Annotated in this window: 13 protein-coding genes and 1 pseudogene; 12 read left to right on the top strand and 2 right to left on the bottom strand. The window is 63.3% G+C overall.

Going from position 1 to position 16988, the window contains the following annotated elements; genetic code table 11:
- Positions 1 to 12: 12 nt before the first annotated feature.
- The 4 genes from ACVJGD_RS13210 (at position 13) to ACVJGD_RS13195 (ending at position 5804) form a co-directional block, all read left to right on the top strand.
- Complete coding sequence (locus tag ACVJGD_RS13210; RefSeq protein ID WP_456634740.1) at positions 13 to 1161, top strand: DegT/DnrJ/EryC1/StrS family aminotransferase; 1149 nt, start codon at positions 13 to 15, stop codon at positions 1159 to 1161.
- A 91-nt stretch (positions 1162 to 1252) separates the two neighbouring features.
- Positions 1253 to 2782 (top strand): murein biosynthesis integral membrane protein MurJ, encoded by a 1530-nt coding sequence (murJ, locus tag ACVJGD_RS13205; protein ID WP_456634739.1) that lies wholly within the window; start codon positions 1253 to 1255, stop codon positions 2780 to 2782.
- 157 nt (positions 2783 to 2939) lie between these two features.
- Positions 2940 to 5249: a xanthine dehydrogenase family protein molybdopterin-binding subunit gene (locus ACVJGD_RS13200; protein ID WP_456634738.1), complete on the top strand. Its 2310-nt coding sequence runs from the start codon at positions 2940 to 2942 to the stop codon at positions 5247 to 5249.
- A gap of 105 nt (positions 5250 to 5354) precedes the next feature.
- Entirely contained in the window at positions 5355 to 5804 is a 450-nt protein-coding gene (locus ACVJGD_RS13195) for a c-type cytochrome (protein WP_456634737.1), read from the top strand.
- 160 nt (positions 5805 to 5964) lie between these two features.
- Here ACVJGD_RS13195 and ACVJGD_RS13190 read toward each other — a convergent pair whose 3' ends face one another.
- Positions 5965 to 6387 (bottom strand): CHRD domain-containing protein, encoded by a 423-nt coding sequence (locus ACVJGD_RS13190; protein WP_456634736.1) that lies wholly within the window; start codon positions 6385 to 6387, stop codon positions 5965 to 5967.
- 263 nt (positions 6388 to 6650) lie between these two features.
- Between ACVJGD_RS13190 and ACVJGD_RS13185 the strand changes: the two genes are divergently transcribed.
- The 3 genes from ACVJGD_RS13185 to ACVJGD_RS13175 all read left to right on the top strand — a co-directional run bounded on the left by ACVJGD_RS13185 (position 6651) and on the right by ACVJGD_RS13175 (position 10777).
- On the top strand, positions 6651 to 7580 hold the full coding sequence (locus tag ACVJGD_RS13185; protein ID WP_456634735.1) for a c-type cytochrome: 930 nt from the start codon (positions 6651 to 6653) through the stop codon (positions 7578 to 7580).
- Positions 7581 to 7844: 264 nt separating this feature from the next.
- Positions 7845 to 10289, top strand: a complete 2445-nt coding sequence (locus ACVJGD_RS13180; RefSeq protein ID WP_456634734.1) for a sulfatase-like hydrolase/transferase — start codon at positions 7845 to 7847, stop codon at positions 10287 to 10289.
- A gap of 140 nt (positions 10290 to 10429) precedes the next feature.
- A complete protein-coding gene (locus tag ACVJGD_RS13175; protein WP_456634733.1) occupies positions 10430 to 10777 on the top strand; it encodes a hypothetical protein in 348 nt (115 codons plus the stop codon).
- Positions 10778 to 10934: 157 nt separating this feature from the next.
- On the opposite strand, the gene ACVJGD_RS13170 is transcribed toward ACVJGD_RS13175, so the two are convergent.
- Positions 10935 to 11180, bottom strand: coding sequence for an Lrp/AsnC ligand binding domain-containing protein (locus ACVJGD_RS13170; protein ID WP_027579940.1), 246 nt, complete (start codon positions 11178 to 11180; stop codon positions 10935 to 10937).
- Positions 11181 to 11316: 136 nt separating this feature from the next.
- Here ACVJGD_RS13170 and thiD point away from each other — a divergent pair, with 136 nt between their 5' ends.
- The 5 genes and pseudogenes from thiD (at position 11317) to ACVJGD_RS13145 (ending at position 16904) form a co-directional block, all read left to right on the top strand.
- Positions 11317 to 12117 carry a bifunctional hydroxymethylpyrimidine kinase/phosphomethylpyrimidine kinase gene (gene thiD, locus ACVJGD_RS13165; protein WP_456634732.1) on the top strand — a complete coding sequence of 267 codons (801 nt, stop codon included), beginning with the start codon at positions 11317 to 11319 and terminating at the stop codon, positions 12115 to 12117.
- A gap of 317 nt (positions 12118 to 12434) precedes the next feature.
- Positions 12435 to 13247: a UDP-2,3-diacylglucosamine diphosphatase gene (locus tag ACVJGD_RS13160; protein WP_456634731.1), complete on the top strand. Its 813-nt coding sequence runs from the start codon at positions 12435 to 12437 to the stop codon at positions 13245 to 13247.
- Positions 13244 to 14315: pseudogene (locus ACVJGD_RS13155) on the top strand (glycosyltransferase family 4 protein). The gene ACVJGD_RS13160 and the pseudogene ACVJGD_RS13155 overlap by 4 nt, the downstream one beginning before the upstream one ends.
- A gap of 214 nt (positions 14316 to 14529) precedes the next feature.
- Positions 14530 to 15519, top strand: a complete 990-nt coding sequence (locus ACVJGD_RS13150) for a threonine/serine dehydratase (protein WP_456634730.1) — start codon at positions 14530 to 14532, stop codon at positions 15517 to 15519.
- Between the two features lie 350 nt (positions 15520 to 15869).
- Complete coding sequence (locus ACVJGD_RS13145; protein ID WP_456634729.1) at positions 15870 to 16904, top strand: AI-2E family transporter; 1035 nt, start codon at positions 15870 to 15872, stop codon at positions 16902 to 16904.
- The last annotated feature ends 84 nt before the right edge of the window (positions 16905 to 16988 follow it).

The following is a 16988-nucleotide window of genomic DNA, read 5'->3' as shown; positions in this document are numbered from 1 at the left end:
TCGCAAGGCCCCATGAACCAGCACATGCGCCCAGAACCCATTCCCTTCATCGACCTTGCCGCGCAGCGCCGCCGGCTTGGCGCCTCCGTCGATGAGGCGGTCTCCCGCGTGCTCTCTCATTGCCAGTTCATCAATGGGCCGGAGGTGACGGCGCTGGAGGCTGAGCTTGCGAAGTTCTCGGGCGCCAAACATGTGGTGACCTGCGCCAGCGGCACCGACGCACTGCTGATGGTGCTGATGGCAAAGAAGGTCGGCCCGGGCGATGCGGTGCTGTGCCCGTCCTTTACGTTTTGCGCGACCGGCGAATCGGTGGCGCTGACGGGCGCGACGCCGGTTTTCGTCGACGTCGATGAGACGACGTTCAACATGGATGCCGCCTCGCTGAAGCGTGGCATCGCGACCGCGAAGGCGCGCGGACTCGAGCCCGTCGGCGTGATCCCGGTCGACCTGTTCGGGCAGAGCGCCGATCACGATGCGATCGCCGCGGTCGCCAAGGCCGAGGGCCTGTTCGTGCTCGATGACGCGGCCCAGGGCTTCGGCGCCAGCTACAAGGGGCGGCGGATCGGCACCTTCGGCCTGGCCACGGCGACCAGCTTCTTCCCGGCAAAGCCGCTCGGCTGCTTCGGCGACGGCGGCGCGATCTTCACCGACGATGACGAGCTTGCGCAAACGCTGCGCAGCATTCGCGTGCACGGCCAGGGCTCCGACAAATACGACAATGTGCGTCTCGGCCTGACCGGGCGGCTCGACACCATGCAGGCGGCCGTGCTGCTCGAGAAGCTCAGGATATTCGAGGACGAGATCGCCGCGCGCAACGCGGTCGCGGAGCGCTACGCGCGCGGGCTCGGCAATGTCGTGACCGTGCCGCGTCTTGCCGCCGGCTGCGGCTCGATCTGGGCGTGCTACACCATTCGCCTGCCCGAGGGCACCGACCGCGACGGCTTTGCCGCGGCGCTGAAGGCGCAGGGCGTTCCCACCGCGATCTATTATACGAAGTCGATGCATCAGCAAACCGCCTACCGCGACTTCCCGGTGGCCGACGGCGGCCTGCCGGTCAGCGAAAGGCTTTCGAACGACGTCATCAGCCTGCCGATCCACGCCTATCTTGACGAGGTGACGCAGGGGCGAATCATCGAGGCGGTGCGCGGCGCGCTGTCTTGATTTCGCCGCTTTGGGCGCGGCTTCGCGTCACAGCAAAATTAGTCGTTCGGGTCTGATGCCATCGGCGCCAAATATGCGCTAGAAGCGGCGCATGCTTGGGCGCATCTTCACGGTCGGCGGCTACACCCTGCTTTCGCGGCTGACGGGGCTCGCGCGCGACATCATGCTCGCCGCGATCCTCGGCGCGGGGCCGATCGCCGACGCCTTCCTGGTCGCCTGGCGCCTGCCGAACAATTTTCGTGCGATCTTTGCCGAAGGCGCGTTCAACACCGCGTTCATCCCTGCTTACGCTCATGTCCACGGCAAGGGCGGCGACACGTCAGCGCGTCTGTTCGCCGATCGCATCTTTACGTTGCTGTTCCTGTCGCAGTTGATTCTGCTGGCGCTGGCCTTGGCCTTCATGCCGCAGGCGCTGCGCGTGCTTGCGCCCGGCTTCACCGATGAGGCCGAGCAGCGTCAGCTTGCGATCGAACTCACGCGGATCACCTTTCCCTATCTGCTCCTGATCACGATGGTGACGCTCTATGGCGGCATGCTCAACGTGATGCAGCGCTTTGCCAGCGCCGCCGGGGCCTCTATCCTCCTCAATCTGTCGATGATGGCGACGCTGGCGCTGGCGGCCTTCTTCCCGACCGCGGGTCACGCCGCGGCCTGGGGCGTCCTGATCTCCGGCTTCCTGCAATATTTCCTGCTCGCGGGCGATCTGGCGCGCCACGGCACGCTGCCGCGTTTTGCCGTGCCGCGGCTCGACGAGGATGTCCGCGCCTTTTTCCGCGCGATCGGGCCGGCGACGCTGGGCTCGATGGGCACGCAGGTCGCCGTGTTCGCCGACACCATCATCGCGACGTTCCTGGCGGCCGGCGCGCTCTCGGCGCTCTATTATGCCGAGCGGCTTTATCAACTGCCGATCGGCGTGATCGGGATCGCCGTCGGCACGGTGCTGCTGCCGGAAATGTCGCGTCGGATCACCGCGGAGGACGTGGCGGGGGCCGCGGCCGCGCAGCGCCGCGCCTTTGATTTCACTTTGCTTGCGACTGTGCCCTTTGTCTCGGCCTTCCTCACCGTGCCCGACATCATCGTGCGTGCGGCGTTTGCGCGCGGCGCCTACACCAACGCCGACGCGGCGGTGGCCGCCGCGACGCTGGCGGCCTATTCGATCGGCCTGATTCCGTTCGTGATGATCCGCAGCGCGGTCGCGACGTTCTACGCGCGCAAGGATACGGCAACGCCGGTGAAGGCGTCGCTGACCGGGTTGGGGGCCAACCTGCTGCTCAAGATCGGCCTGATGGCGCCGCTCGCCCAGATCGGGCTTGCGCTCGCCACCGCGGTCGGGGCCTGGATCAACCTGTTGCTGGTGCTCGGCTTTGCGGTGCGCGCCGGCCATCTCGAGCTTGACCGCCGGCTGATGCTGACCTTTGCGAAATTCGCCGTCTCCGGCCTCGTGCTCGCGGGGGCGCTTTGGTGGACACAGCGATTCGCGGCCGCCTATTTCGCGCAGATGCATGTGCTGCGCGACGAGACCATCCTGCTGCTCCTGATTGCGGTCGGCGCCTTCGTCTATGGGTTCTCGATCCTGGTGCTGTTCGGGCGCGGATGGCTGTTCGCCCTGCGGCGCGGATAGTTTTTCAAGTCAAATCAGTTTTTTGTTGCGGTGCTTCCAAGGTCCGCAATTCGCGGTTTGCGCTTCTTTCCCAACCGCGCCAATATGGCGGGAAACACGCCGACATGGCGTGGACAACGCCAGCGTGGCGTAGACAACAACGACAATTGGAGTGACGATGGCAGCCCCCATCAAATTCGGCGTCGGCCAGAGCGTACGCCGCAAGGAAGACGACGCGCTCATCCGCGGCAAGGGCCGCTACACCGACGACGTCTCGCCGCAGCCGGCGTTGCATTCGCTGGTGCTGCGCTCGCCGCATGCGCATGCGAAGTTCACCATCGATGTCGCCAAGGCGCGCGGCCTGCCGGGCGTCAGCCTGATCCTGACTGCGGCCGAGGTCGCCGATCTCGGCGACCTGCCATGCCTGTTCAATCTGGAGACCGACCCGTTCACCGGTCCGCCCTATCCGATCCTGGCCAAGGACGAGGTGCGCCATGTCGGCGACGCCGTCGCGTTCGTCGTCGCCGAAACCATTGACGAGGCACGCGACGCGATCGAGGCGATCGACGTGCAGTGGACGCCGCTGCCGGCCGTGATCGGCGTCGCCAATGCCGTGAAGCCGGGCGCGCCGCTGGTCTGGCCCGACAAGCCCGGCAACGTGCTGTTCGACGTCTCGATCGGCGACAAGAAGGCGACTGAAGAAGCCTTTGCCAAGGCGCATGCGGTCGCGGAAATCTCGATCGTCAATCCGCGCGTCGTCACCAACTTCATGGAGACGCGTGCGGCGGTCGCCGAATATGACGCCAAGAAGGATCATCTGACGCTGACGATCGGCAGCCAGGGCAGCCATCGCCTGCGCGACATTCTGTGTCAGAACATCCTGAAGATCCCGGTCGAGAACATGCGGGTGATCTGCCCCGATGTCGGCGGCGGCTTCGGCACAAAACTGTTTCCCTACCGCGAATATGCGCTGATCGCGGTCGCGGCGCGCCAGTTGAAGAAGACGGTCAAGTGGACAGCGGACCGCGCCGACCACTTCATGGGCGACTCGCAGGGGCGCGATAACGTCACGACCGCGCGGATGGCGCTCGCCGAGGACGGCAAGTTCCTGGGGATGGACGTCGACCTGATGGGCGATATGGGCGGCTATCTCTCGACCTTCGGCCCGTATATTCCGCATGGCGGCGCCGGCATGCTGCCGGGCCTCTACGACATCCAGGCCTTCCATTGTCGCGTCCGCACCATCTTCACCAACACCGTGCCGGTCGATGCCTATCGCGGCGCCGGGCGGCCGGAGGCGGCTTACGTCGTTGAACGCCTGGTTGATGCCGCCGCGCGAAAACTCGAGATGACGCCGGATGCCATCCGCCGGAAGAACTTCATCCCGCCGAAGTCGCTGCCGTACAAGACCGCGACCGGGAAGGTCTACGACTCCGGCGACTTCGCCGCGCATATGAAGCGCGCGATGGAGATCGCCGAGTGGAAGGACTTTTCCAAGCGCGCCAGGGCGGCGAAGAAGCTCGGCCTGGTGCGCGGCATCGGGCTCGCCACCTATGTCGAGATCTGCGGCACCATGGGCGAGGAGACCGCCAACGTCGCGCTCGATCCCAATGGCGACATCTCGATCCTGATCGGGACGCAATCGAGCGGGCAGGGCCACCAGACTGCCTATGCGCAGATCGTCGCCGAGCAGTTCGGCGTCCCGCCCGAGCGCGTTCATATCCTGCAGGGCGACACCGACAAGATCGCAACCGGCCTTGGCACCGGCGGCTCGGCCTCGATTCCGACGGGCGGCGTCAGCGTGCAGCGCGCCACCGCCGCGCTTGGCGACAGGCTGAAGGAAATCGCGGCGCAGGCGCTGGAAGCGAGCACTGGCGACCTCGAGATATCGGACGGCGTGATCCGCATCGCCGGCACCGACCGCTCGATCAGTTTTGCCGATCTCGCCAAGCGTCCGGGCGTCGATCCGTCGAAGCTGAACGCCAGTGCGACCTTCGCCAGCGCCGACGGCACCTATCCGAACGGCACGCATCTCGCCGAAGTCGAGATCGATCCGGCGACCGGCATCATCAAGATCGTGAACTACGTCATCGTCGATGATTTCGGCGTGACACTGAACCCGCTGCTGTTGGCGGGCCAGGTTCACGGCGGCGCGATGCAGGGCATCGGGCAGGCGCTGATGGAGCAGGCGGTCTATAGCGCGACCGACGGTCAACTCGTCACCGGCACCTTCATGGATTATGCGGTGCCGCGCGCCTCCGATGGTCCGTCCTTCGTGTTCGAGACCCACAACGTGCCCTGTGCGACCAATCCGCTTGGTGTCAAGGGCGCGGGGGAAGCGGGCGCGATCGGCTCGTGCCCTGCGGTCGTCAACGCGATCGTCGAAGGCCTGTGGCGCGAATACAAGATCGACCACATCGATATGCCCGCCACCCCCGAGCGGGTCTGGATCGCGATCCGCGAGGCGCAACGCCGCCATAATCTCTGATGACGATTCCGTGCGCGGGAATAAACGCCTGCGCACGGGTTCTATTGGAGAGGCCGCGACCGCCGCGGCGTCCGGCAAGACTTCACGAAAAAGGAGAATTCGCCGATGAAGCGGATGGTTGTGGTGGCGTGCGGCGTGCTGCTCTTTGCGAGCGCGGTGATGGCGCAGCAGGAGGTTGCTGTCCAGCAGCAAAACCTGATGCGGTCGCAGGCGAAGAGCATGTACAATGTAATCGGGAAAATGGTGAAGGGCGATATCCCTTACGACCAGAAGGCGGTCGATACGGCGCTCGCCGATCTCGATACTGATGTCGCCAAGATCGCGAACGTGTTTACCACCAACCCCAAGGAACACGTGAAGGACGCAACCTACGCATCGTCGCCGAAGATCTGGCAGAACAAGGCCGATTTCGATTCCAAGATCCCGCCGGTCAGACAGGCGATCGGCGACTACAAGGGCAAGGTCAAGAATCTCGATCAGTTGAAGGTGGCCTACACCACGATCAACGATCGCTGCGGCGGGTGTCACGACACCTATCGCGTCAAATTGAAGTGATGCGGCGCTTCACCTCCCCCGCTTGCGGGGGAGGTCGCTGCGCTCGAAGAGCGCGGCGGGTGTCGGAACGCAGCTTCATCGTGGTCGCCACGTGATCGCGAAAAACGAAAAAGGCGGATTCCGTCGCATCCGCCTTCAGGGATGAGCGTCTGTGACGCGCTTACTTCACGACCTGTCCGCGGATCTCGCCGCCTGGATGGGCTGCGGTATGGATGTTCACGTAGTACTTGCCGGCCAGGAAATCGGCGGCCTGTGCATCCGTGAGCGTGGCGCTGCCTTCGGCGGGGCTCGAGGCGATGTTCGGGATCGGGACCGCGACGCCGCTGTTCTTGCCGGCTTCGGCGGGACCATGGAAATGCGCCGCGGTGGCAGGACCTGTGAGGCCGGAATAGGTCACCTTCCAGCTCAGCTTCTTGGTCGCGGGATCGTAGTCGATATCGGCCGTGCCGGTTCCGGTGCTGCTGTTCGGCGGCACTTGCGACTTGCTGTCCAACGGCACCTTGTACTTGTCGGCGAAAGCAGGACCCGCAAACACGATGGCGGCTCCGAGCGCGAGCGTGGTAAGCATGATCTTGTTCGGCATGGTTTTTCTCCCTGTTGGCGGCGGATGAGTGTCGACCTCAAAACAACGGCCCTTCCGCTTTATTCCCAAAATCGCCGCGAGTGTGGAAAATTTCCGGCAAGCGCATGAGCGAAACTCTCGCCATATTAGCCGCTCGATCGACGCAGCCAGAGCATATTCGGTTCAGATTGAACTGAAGCTCCGGATTCTTGTTTTTTGACGCGTTTTCTTCACGCGAACCGGTGTCCACTTCGCTCGAAAACGCTCTAGTAACGGGTCGGACCATGTCGCGACGAACATTCCCTGCTGTCATCCTCGCCGCCGTGATCGCCATCGGCGTCTATTGGTGGCTGACCATACCTTCGACGATCGCGGCCAGTGCGCTGCCGGCCTATCAGCCTGACATCGGCAACGGCTCTACCATCTTCAACGCGGGCGGATGCTCGTCCTGCCATGCTGTGCCCGACCAGCCCGATCGCACCCGGCTCGGCGGCGGGCTCGCGATCCCGTCACCGTTCGGCACCTTCTACGCGCCGAACATCTCGCCCGATCCCGATGACGGCATCGGCCGATGGAGCGAGGACGATTTCGTCACCGCGGTCATGAAGGGCACCTCGCCGGACGGTACCCACTTTTTCCCGGCGTTTCCCTACACGTCCTACCAGCATGCGAAGGTCGAGGACGTCCGCGACCTCTTTGCCTTCATCAAGACGCTGCCGCCGGTCACGGGCAAGGTGCGCGATCACGACCTGCCGTTTCCCTTCGATATCCGCCGCAATATCGGCGTTTGGAAATTCCTGTTCATGGACGGCAAGCCGTTCACGCCGGATCTGACGCGCTCCGCGCAATGGAATCGCGGGGCCTATCTCGTGAACAGTTTCGGTCATTGCGCGGAGTGCCACAGCCCGCGCAATGTCCTGGGCGGCATCATCCGCGCGCAGCGCTTTGCCGGCGGACCGAACCCGGAAGGCGAGGGCTGGGTGCCCAACATCACGCAAAAGAATCTCGGAGACTGGAGCGTGAAGGACTTCGCCTATTTCCTGAAGACCGGCGAACTGCCGGAGGGCGACAGCGCCAGCGGGTTGATGGCGCGCGTGATCAAGAACACCTCGCAACTGTCGGACGAGGACCGCGCGGCGATGGCGGATTATCTCAAATCGCTGCCGCCGGTCGAGGGTCCCACGCGGCCAAAGCGGACCGAGGGCAAGAGCTAGGGCGTTTACTCGTAAGCGCTTGCTGTTCACTTCCGGGAAACCGGACACAGCAGGATCGGCGCTCGCGATTCATCCTTAGGTCAGCGCCTAGGACCTTTTGATCCCGATCAAGCCACCCGATCAAATTTATCCGAGGATGCAGATCCAAATGCGCGGGTCCCGCGCGAAAAGTAACTCGCGAATTGCGGGAGGAATTATTCGCAGGATTTTTTCGGTGCTGCGCCGGCCCATCTCAGGGGCCGGCATTTGCACGGGAGGCGTATCATGACAATCCGCTGGGCCATTTTTTCGGTCGCGGGAATTTTCATCCTTATTTGCGTTTCGGCATCTGCTCAGCAGATAACAGGCACGCCGGGATCGCCAAGCGCCACCACCACCATCCCCGGCAACCAGCTCCCACCGCCCGATCCAAAATTCGGCGGGGTGATCAAGGAGAGGGCGTCGGAATCGAAGCCATGGTGGGCGCCGCGCGTCGTGCCTCCCAAGGGTGCACCCAACGTGCTGCTCATCATGACCGATGACCAGGGCTTTGGAGCACCCGGCACCTTCGGTGGCGTCATACCCACTCCGACCATGGATCGTATCGCACAGGCCGGACTGCGCTACACCAACTTCCACTCGACCTCGCTCTGCTCACCGACGCGGGCGGCGATTATCACGGGCCGCAACCATCACTCGGTGGGTTTTGGGGTGGTTGGTGAAATCGCAACAGGTTTCCCGGGTTACGACTCGATCATCCCGATCGAGAAAGGCACGATTGGCACGATTCTGAAGGCGAACGGCTACGCGACCTCCTGGTTCGGTAAGGACCACAACACGCCCTTCTACCAGTCGAGCCAGGCCGGGCCGTTCGATCAATGGCCGAATGGAATGGGCTTCGACTATTTCTACGGTTTCGTAGGTGGCGATGCCAGCCAGTGGCAACCAAACCTGTTCCGCAACACGACGGCCATCTATCCCTTCCTCAACAATCCCGGCTGGAATCTCGAAACGGCAATGGCCGACGAGGCGATCCAGTACATGAGGCAGTTGAAGGAGATTGCGCCGGGCAAGCCATGGCTCGTCTATTACGTGCCGGGCGCCACCCACGCGCCGCATCATCCGACGCCCGAGTGGATCAAGAAGATCAGCGACATGCACCTCTTCGACGAGGGCTGGAACAAAGTGCGCGAGAAAATCTTCGCCAATCAGAAGCGGCTCGGCATCATGCCCGAGAATGCCAAGCTGACCCCGTGGCCGAAGGACCTGCCTGAATGGGACTCCTTGAGCTGGGACGAGAAGAAGCTCTTCATCAAGCAAGCGGACATCTATGGAGCCTATCTCGCCTATGCCGACCATGAGATCGGACGGGTCATCCAGGCCGTCGAAGACCTAGGCGAGCTTGACAACACCTTGATCATCTACATCGGCGGCGACAACGGTGCGAGCGCCGAAGGCATGCTCAACGGGACGCCGAACGAGTTTACCACCTTCAACGGCGTTGCCGTGCCGGTGAAGGACCAGTTCCTCTGGTATCCGTTTTGGGGATCGGAGCGGACGTTCCCGCACTTCGCCGCAGGCTGGGCGTGGACGATGGATACGCCCTTCAAGTGGGTGAAGCAGGTACCGTCGCACTTTGGCGGCACGGCTCAGGGCGTGGTGATGTCATGGCCCGGCCACATCACGGATTTGGGCGGCATCCGCCGTCAATTCCATCACGTCATCGACATCGTGCCGACCATCCTCGAAGCGGCCGGCATTCCGCAGCCCGACACGATCAATGGGATCAAGCAGATTCCGATCGAAGGCGTAAGCATGATGTACACCTGGGACAACGCGAGCGCCGCCGCACCCACGCGACACACCACGCAATATTTCGAGATGCTTGGCAATCGGGCAATCTATCACGACGGATGGGTGGCGGCCACAAGCCCGGTCACGCTTCCCTGGGAGCTGAGCACCAAGACGCCGCCGGACGTGATCACCGGCTACAATTGGGAACTCTATAATGTGACGGAAGATCCCACCCAGTTCGACGATCTTGCTGCGAAGATGCCTGACAAGCTCAAGCAGATGCAGGACCTCTTCTACGCCGAGGCGAAGAAATACAACGTGCTGCCGCTCGACAATACGACGCTCGCGCGCTGGAACACGCCGCGTCCGAGCCTCACGGCGGGGCGAACGGAGTTCACCTATTCGGGCGAACTGATCGGCACGCCGGCGAGCGCGGCACCGAGCATCAAGAACAAGTCCTACACGATCACTGCGGAAGTTGATATCCCCGCGGGCGGCGCCGAGGGGATGATCGTCACGGAGGGCGGACGCTTCGGCGGCTATGGCTTATTCCTGAGCAAGGGGGAGTTTGGAGTCGGACGAGGCAAGGCGGTGTTTCTCTATAACCTGCTCGACCTCAAGCGCACGGCGTGGGAGGGGCCTGAGCTGGAAGCTGGCAAGCACACCATCGTGTTCGATTTCAAAACCGCCGAGCCAGGTTTGGGCAAGGGCGGTACCGGCGTGCTGTCGGTAGACGGCAAGGAGGTAGCCCGGAATACGTTGGAGCACACCACCCCGATCACATTCCCCGAGGATGAAAGCTTCGACATCGGCCAGGACACGCGGACCGGATTGGCGCTGGTGGAGTATCGCTACGATCCTCCGTTCAAGTTCACCGGGAAGATCGACAAGCTGACCTTCAAGCTCGAACCGGAGCAGCAAGAAGCGAAACGCTAGATCATGATCCGATTAGACGGAATCGGATCATGATCTCATCTCTTAATTTGAGCATGATCTCCGCGCAAACGCTTCGCGTTTGTCGCAAGGAAAACCGGTTTCCACTTTTCCGGATCATGCTCTAGCAGTGTAGCCGGCCGATGAAGAAGGTGCTGATTTTTTCTGCTGTGGCCGAAGCTGTGACCGGACTTGCGTTGCTGTTTGTTCCGTCGCTTGTTGGGCAGTTGTTACTCGCTCAGGAGTTTGCCGGCGTCACCGTACCGGTCGCGCGCGTGACCGGCGCCGCCCTGATTGCGTTGGGGATCAGTTGTTGGCCCGGCCCGCCGCTTGTCGGCATGCTGTTCTATAGTGCGGCTGTTACCGTGTACCTGGCCTACCTGGGATTCGCAGGAGGGATGACTGGCGTTCTTCTGTGGCCCGCCGTTGTGGTTCACCTGATCCTATCGCTGCTTCTCGGTCGCGCCTGGTTTACCAGCGAAACGAAATAAAGAACCGGGCGGTTCATGTGGATACTTGCCGCCTGGCGAGCCGGATGTCTCCTTCTGGCCCCTAGCAGACCCGGCCGGCCTGTGCCTCCAATGTCCACCTTCAGGGGCAAAACGGACGCCGCCGCATACGAAGCCGGAAAATAAATCTATCCACGTCCTAGGTGGTCCCGAAGGCCTTGAAGGTGATGATGGTGTGGGTGTCCTGGATGCCCGGGATGACCTGCACCTTCTCGTTGACGAAATGGCCGATGTCGGTGTCCTTGTCGACGTAGAACTTCACCAGCAGATCGTAGTCGCCCGCGGTGGAGTAGATCTCGGAGGCGATCTCGGCCTCCGCCAGCGCATTGGCGACGGCATAGGACTGGCCGAGCTTGCACTTGATCTGGATGAAGAAGGGAACCATCGCTGTCGTCTCCGGGGCAGGGTAGCCGGTCCATAGAGCCAAATTCGCCGCGCGATGGCAAGCCAGCTTGCCGGCTTTGGCCCGTGGCGCTAGGACAGATCATGCCCCTGTTTGCTCATCTCGCGGTAACCTTACCATGACTACGCCGATCGGGCTTACCATTGCCGGTTCTGATTCCTCCGGTGGCGCCGGCATCCAGGCGGATTTGAAGACCTTTGCCGCGCTCGGCGTCTACGGCGCCTCCATCATCACGGCACTGACCGCGCAGAACACGATGGGCGTGCGCGGCATCCACCGGGTGCCGGCCGAGTTCGTGACCGCGCAGATCGACGCGGTGTTCTCTGATCTCGCGGTCGGCGCGGTCAAGATCGGCATGGTGGCGGAGCTCTCGATCATCGATGCGATCGCGGCCGGGCTTATGCGCTGGTCGCCGAAGCAGGTCGTGTTCGATCCCGTGATGGTTGCGACGTCGGGCGATCGCTTGCTTGCCGCGGAGGCGGTCGATGCGCTCCGCACGAGATTGATCCCGCTTGCGTCGTTGATCACCCCGAACCTGCCGGAAGCGGCCGCGTTGCTCGATGAACCGATGGCCTCGGACGAGGTCGCGATCGAGAGCCAGGGCAGGCGGCTGCTTGCGCTCGGCTGTCAGGCGGTGCTGATCAAGGGCGGGCATGGGCAGGGCAGCGAGAGCATCGACTATCTCGTCGATGCCGACTCTACGATCGTGCTCGCGGCGCCGCGCATCAACACCGCAAACACCCATGGCACCGGCTGCTCATTGTCGTCGGCGATCGCAGCCGAGCTTGCCAAGGGCGAGGACATGGCGTCGGCCGTGCGCAACGCCAAGCGCTGGATCAGCGCCGCGATTGAAGCCGCCGATCGCTTCACCGTCGGCCACGGCCATGGGCCGGTGCATCATTTTCACAGATTTTATTGAGTGTCGTCCCGGCCTTGAGCCGCGACCCATAACCACGAATGGTTATTTGACGCGAAGCTGAGGCGACGTCTGACTCCCTCCACGCACCCTGTGGTTATGGGTCCCGGGTCCCGGCTACGCCAAGGCTTCGCCGCGGCACGCAAGCCCGGAATGACGCTGGAGATGCATTCCGTGGAAATCCGGGCCCCTGGTGTCGCCTGATTGTCGCACGGCGCTGTTATCCGCGTTTCAGAGGGGCGCATAGCTGATTCTGGTGGGACCGTTGGCTGCGACGAATCGTCATCGCCCTGTCACAGGGATTTGTTAGGTGCACAGGTATGGGAAGCGACTCTTTCAGTGAAGAGAGCCCCGAGCGGCGCTTTCGCACGTTGTTTATCTCCGATGTCCATCTCGGAGCCCGCGGGTCGCAAGCCGACCGATTGCTGGATTTCCTGCGCTCTCACGATGCCGACACGATTTACCTCGTTGGTGACATCGTCGATGGTTGGGCGCTGAAGTCGAGCTGGTACTGGCCGCAAACCCACAACGACTTCGTCCAGAAGATGCTGCGCAAGGCACGCAAGGGCGCCAAGGTCATCTACATCCCCGGCAATCACGACGAGTTCCTGCGCAAGTACTACGGCACGCATTTCGGCGGCATCGACGTGATGGAGAACACCATCCACACCGGTGTCGACGGCAAGCGCTATCTCGTGATCCACGGTGATATCTTCGACCTCGTGGTGCAGAACGCGCGCTGGCTCGCCCATCTCGGCGACAAGGCCTACGACTTCGCGATCCAGATGAATCGCTTCGTCAACTTCTTCCGTCGCATGTTCGGCGTGCCCTATTGGTCGCTGTCGCAATGGGCGAAGCTGAAAGTCAAGAAGGCGGTCAACTATATCGGCGCGTTCGAAACCACGCTCGCGAGCGAAGCGCGTCGCCATGGCTGCGACGGCGTGATCTGCGGCCACATCCACTATGCAACGATCCGCGACGAGCACGGCATCCGCTACATGAATTGCGGCGACTGGGTCGAGAGCTGCACCGCGCTCGCCGAGCATGAGGACGGCCGCTTCGAGATCATCACCTGGACGGATCCGGTGCGGCGCATCGCACCAGTCCCACGGGTCACGGCGCGCGCTGCATGACGAAAATCCTGGTCGCGACCGACGCATGGCATCCCCAGGTCAACGGGGTGGTTCGGACGCTGACCATGATGGCAGAAGCGGCAAAGGGCCTCGGCGTTGAGATCGCGTTTCTCACACCGCAGTCGTTTCGCACCTTCGCGATGCCGAGCTATCGCGACCTCAGGCTGGCCTTGCCTCATCCGGCCGCGATTGCCGCGCTGATCGAGCAGGACAAGCCTGACAGCATCCACATCGCCACCGAAGGTCCGATCGGGCTGTTGGTACGCCGCTATTGCCGCAAGCGCGGCCTGCCGTTCACCACGAGCTTTCACACCCGCTTTCCCGACTACGTTTCGGCGCGCTCGCCGATCCCGGAAAAACTGGATCTGGCGGCTCTTGCGCTGGTTTCACCGGCCGAGTCAGGCGGTGATGGCGGCGACGCCGGCGCTCGCCTCGGAACTGCGCTCGCGCGGTTTTCGCAACGTGGTGCTATGGTCGCGCGGCGTCGATACCGCGCTGTTCCATCCGCGCCATGTCGACCTCTGTCTTCCGCCACCGATCTTCCTGAGCGTCGGCCGGGTGGCGGTCGAGAAGAACCTGGAAGCCTTCCTCGACCTCGATCTGCCGGGCACCAAGGTCGTTGTCGGCGACGGGCCGGCGCGGCCGGCCCTGGAGCGGAAATATCGTGACGCTGTCTTCCTGGGCGCGCGGCATGGCGAGGAACTGGCACGCATTTATGCCGCCGCCGACGTGTTCGTGTTCCCGAGCAGGACCGACACCTTCGGCCTGGTGCTGCTGGAGGCGCTGGCCAGCGGCCTGCCGGTTGCCGCTTTCCCGGTCATCGGTCCGCGCGACGTGATCGGTAACGCGCCGGTCGGCGTGCTGAAGGACGACCTTCGCGAGGCCTGTCTGGAGGCGCTTGGCATCCCCGCGCGGGCCTGCGTCGATTTTGCGGCGCGCCACACCTGGCAAGCCTCCGCCCGTGTCTTTATCGACCACACCCTCAATCTTCGGCCGGTTGAGCCTGAATCCGCGCCCGAGAGCGAGGCGGCCGAATTCGTCGCCGAGGACCCGCATTTCGCGGCTTAGAACTCGAATTGCGTCCGCGATGGATGCTGCACTCCCTCTCCCGCTTGCGGGGGAGGGCTGGGGTGGGGGTATCTCAGCGATTCACGACCCCCGTGGGGAGAGAACCCTCACCCGGCGCTTCGCGCCGACCTCCCCCGCAAGCGGGGGAGGTGAAGAAAACCCATCACATAGAAGCGTCTTGCCGGCCAGACGGCGTCGGCGTTACAAATCGCGGATGACCGAAATCATCGCAAATCCCCCCGTCGGCGCGGCTGATATCGAAGCCGCCGCAAGAGTGGTCGCGCCGTTCGCGGTGCGCACGCCGCTTCTGTCCTTTCCCGTCCTGAACGAGCGCGCCGGGACCAAGGTTTTCCTCAAGCCCGAAATGCTGCAGCGGACCGGGTCGTTCAAGTTCCGCGGCGCCTTCAACAAGCTGTCGTCGATCCCGCAGGCACAGCGCGGCGGCGGGGTCGTCGCGTTCTCCTCCGGCAACCATGCCCAGGGCGTGGCTGCGGCGGCGAAGATCCTCAACATGCAGGCAACCATCGTGATGCCGGCGGACTCGCCGGTCACCAAGCGCGAGCGCACCAAGTCCTATGGCGCGGAGGTCGTGCTCTATGACCGCGACCGCGAGGATCGCGAGGCGATCGCCAATAGCATTGCGAGCAAGCGCGGTGCGACGTTGGTGCGTCCTTATGATGATCCGTTCGTGATCGCAGGGCAGGGCACCGCGGGCCGCGAAATCGCCGAGGACATGGCTGCGCTTGGGCTTACGCCCGACATCGTGGTCGCGCCGGCCTCCGGCGGCGGACTGATCGCGGGCGTTGCGACGGCGGTGAAGGCCCAATTCCCGCAAGCCCAGGTGATCGTCGCCGAGCCGAAGGGCTATGACGATCACGCACTGTCGCTGCAGGCGGGACACCGCGAACCGCACCCCGCCGCCGCCCGCACCATCTGCGACGCGCTGATGGCGGCGATGCCTGGCGAGCTCACATTCGCGATCAACAGCAAGCTATTGGCGGGTGGCGTGTCGGCCGCCGACGAGGAAGTCGCCGCAGCGGTGGCGTTCGCCTATCGCGAATTGAAGCTGGTGGTCGAGCCCGGCGGCGCCGTCGGCCTTGCCGCCTTGCTCGCCGGTCGCATCGACGCCAAGGGCAAGAACGTCGTCATCGTTCTCTCCGGCGGCAATGTCGACGCCGACCTGTTCGCCAAGCTGGTGGCCTGAATACAGTTTCGAAACGATGGATGCTGCGCCCCTCTCCCGCTTGCAGGCAGGGCTAGCGCATATAGCTGTTTGCTGGCTGTGAACGAGGTGGGCCTCATGGTTCGAGACGCGCCGCAAGCGGCGCTCCTCACCATGAGGGTCTAAGATTCCGCCGCGAAATCAGACCTCATCCTGAGGAGCCCGCCAAAGGCGGGCGTCTCGAAGGATGGGCCGCGAAGAGACCGCCCACCAAGTTTTATTTCATATGCGATTCCAAATCTCTGGCCCTGACCTATCGAGTGGCTGACTGCCCTTGCGGCGGCTTGAAGCACCTGACAATGTTTGGTTGCGCAAGGTCGAGGGAATCCAGCATGGGGGACGGCTCCGGGCTGAAGGTTGCAACCGTGATCATCGCCGGGGTGCTCGTCTGCGCGGCCGCAAGCCAGGCGAGCACCGTGCTGGCGCCGCTGGCGGCGGCGCTCTTCATCGTCGCAATCGTCTGGCCGGCGCAGAAATGGCTGCAGTCGTGGATGCCAAAACTCGCAGCGCTCGCGATCACCATGCTCGTCACGGTGACGGTCTGCCTCGCCTTCGCTTCGCTGGCGGCATGGGGCTTTGGCCGCGTCGGCCACTTCCTCGTCGCCGACGCGGCGCGGTATCAGACATTCTATGAACGAGCCGTGGTGTGGCTCGACGGCCATGGCATAGAGGTTGCGAGCCTCTGGGCCGAGCATTTCAACGTCGGCTGGCTGCTGCGCGCGACGCAATACGTCACCGGCCGCGTCAACACCACGCTGAGCTTCTGGCTGATCGCGCTCGTCTATGTCGTGCTGGGGTTGCTCGAGGTCGAGGACGCCAGGCGAAGGATCGACAGATTGGAGAACGCCACGGCCGCGCGCGTGTTGCGCGACGGCAGTGCGGCGACTGCCGCCAAATTTCGGAAGTATCTGTTGGTACGCACGCAGATGAGCGCCGTCACCGGCCTTCTGGTCGGCCTTTTCGCCGCCGTTACCGGATTGCCATTCGCATTCGAGTGGGGCGTGATCGCCTTCGTGCTCAACTACATTCCGTTCATCGGCCCCTTCATCGCCACGCTGTTTCCTACTCTTCTTGCGATGACGCAATTTGAAAGCTGGCCGGCAGTGTTCGGTGTCTTTGCCTGCCTCAACATCATCCAGTTCGTGGTCGGCAGCTATGTCGAGCCGCGCGTTGCCGGCACCACGCTGTCGATATCGCCGTTCATCGTGCTGTTTGCGATCTTCTTCTGGACCTTCCTGTGGGGCCTGTTCGGCACCTTCATTGGTGTGCCAATCACGCTTGCGCTTCTCACCTTCTGCGCCGAGCACCCGTCGACGCGCTGGCTCGCCGATCTGCTCGGGGGACCGGGCGATGGCAAGCCGGCCTAGAGCAATCGGCGATCAGGTTGAAACGCAGGCGAAGCTGCGCTCCCTCTCCCGCTTGCGGGAGAGGGTCGGGGAGAGGGCTCTCTC

This window comes from Bradyrhizobium sp. USDA 10063, from assembly GCF_054063735.1.
Note: the sequence above shows the minus strand (reverse complement) of the source record. Positions and strands in the feature narration are given on the sequence as shown.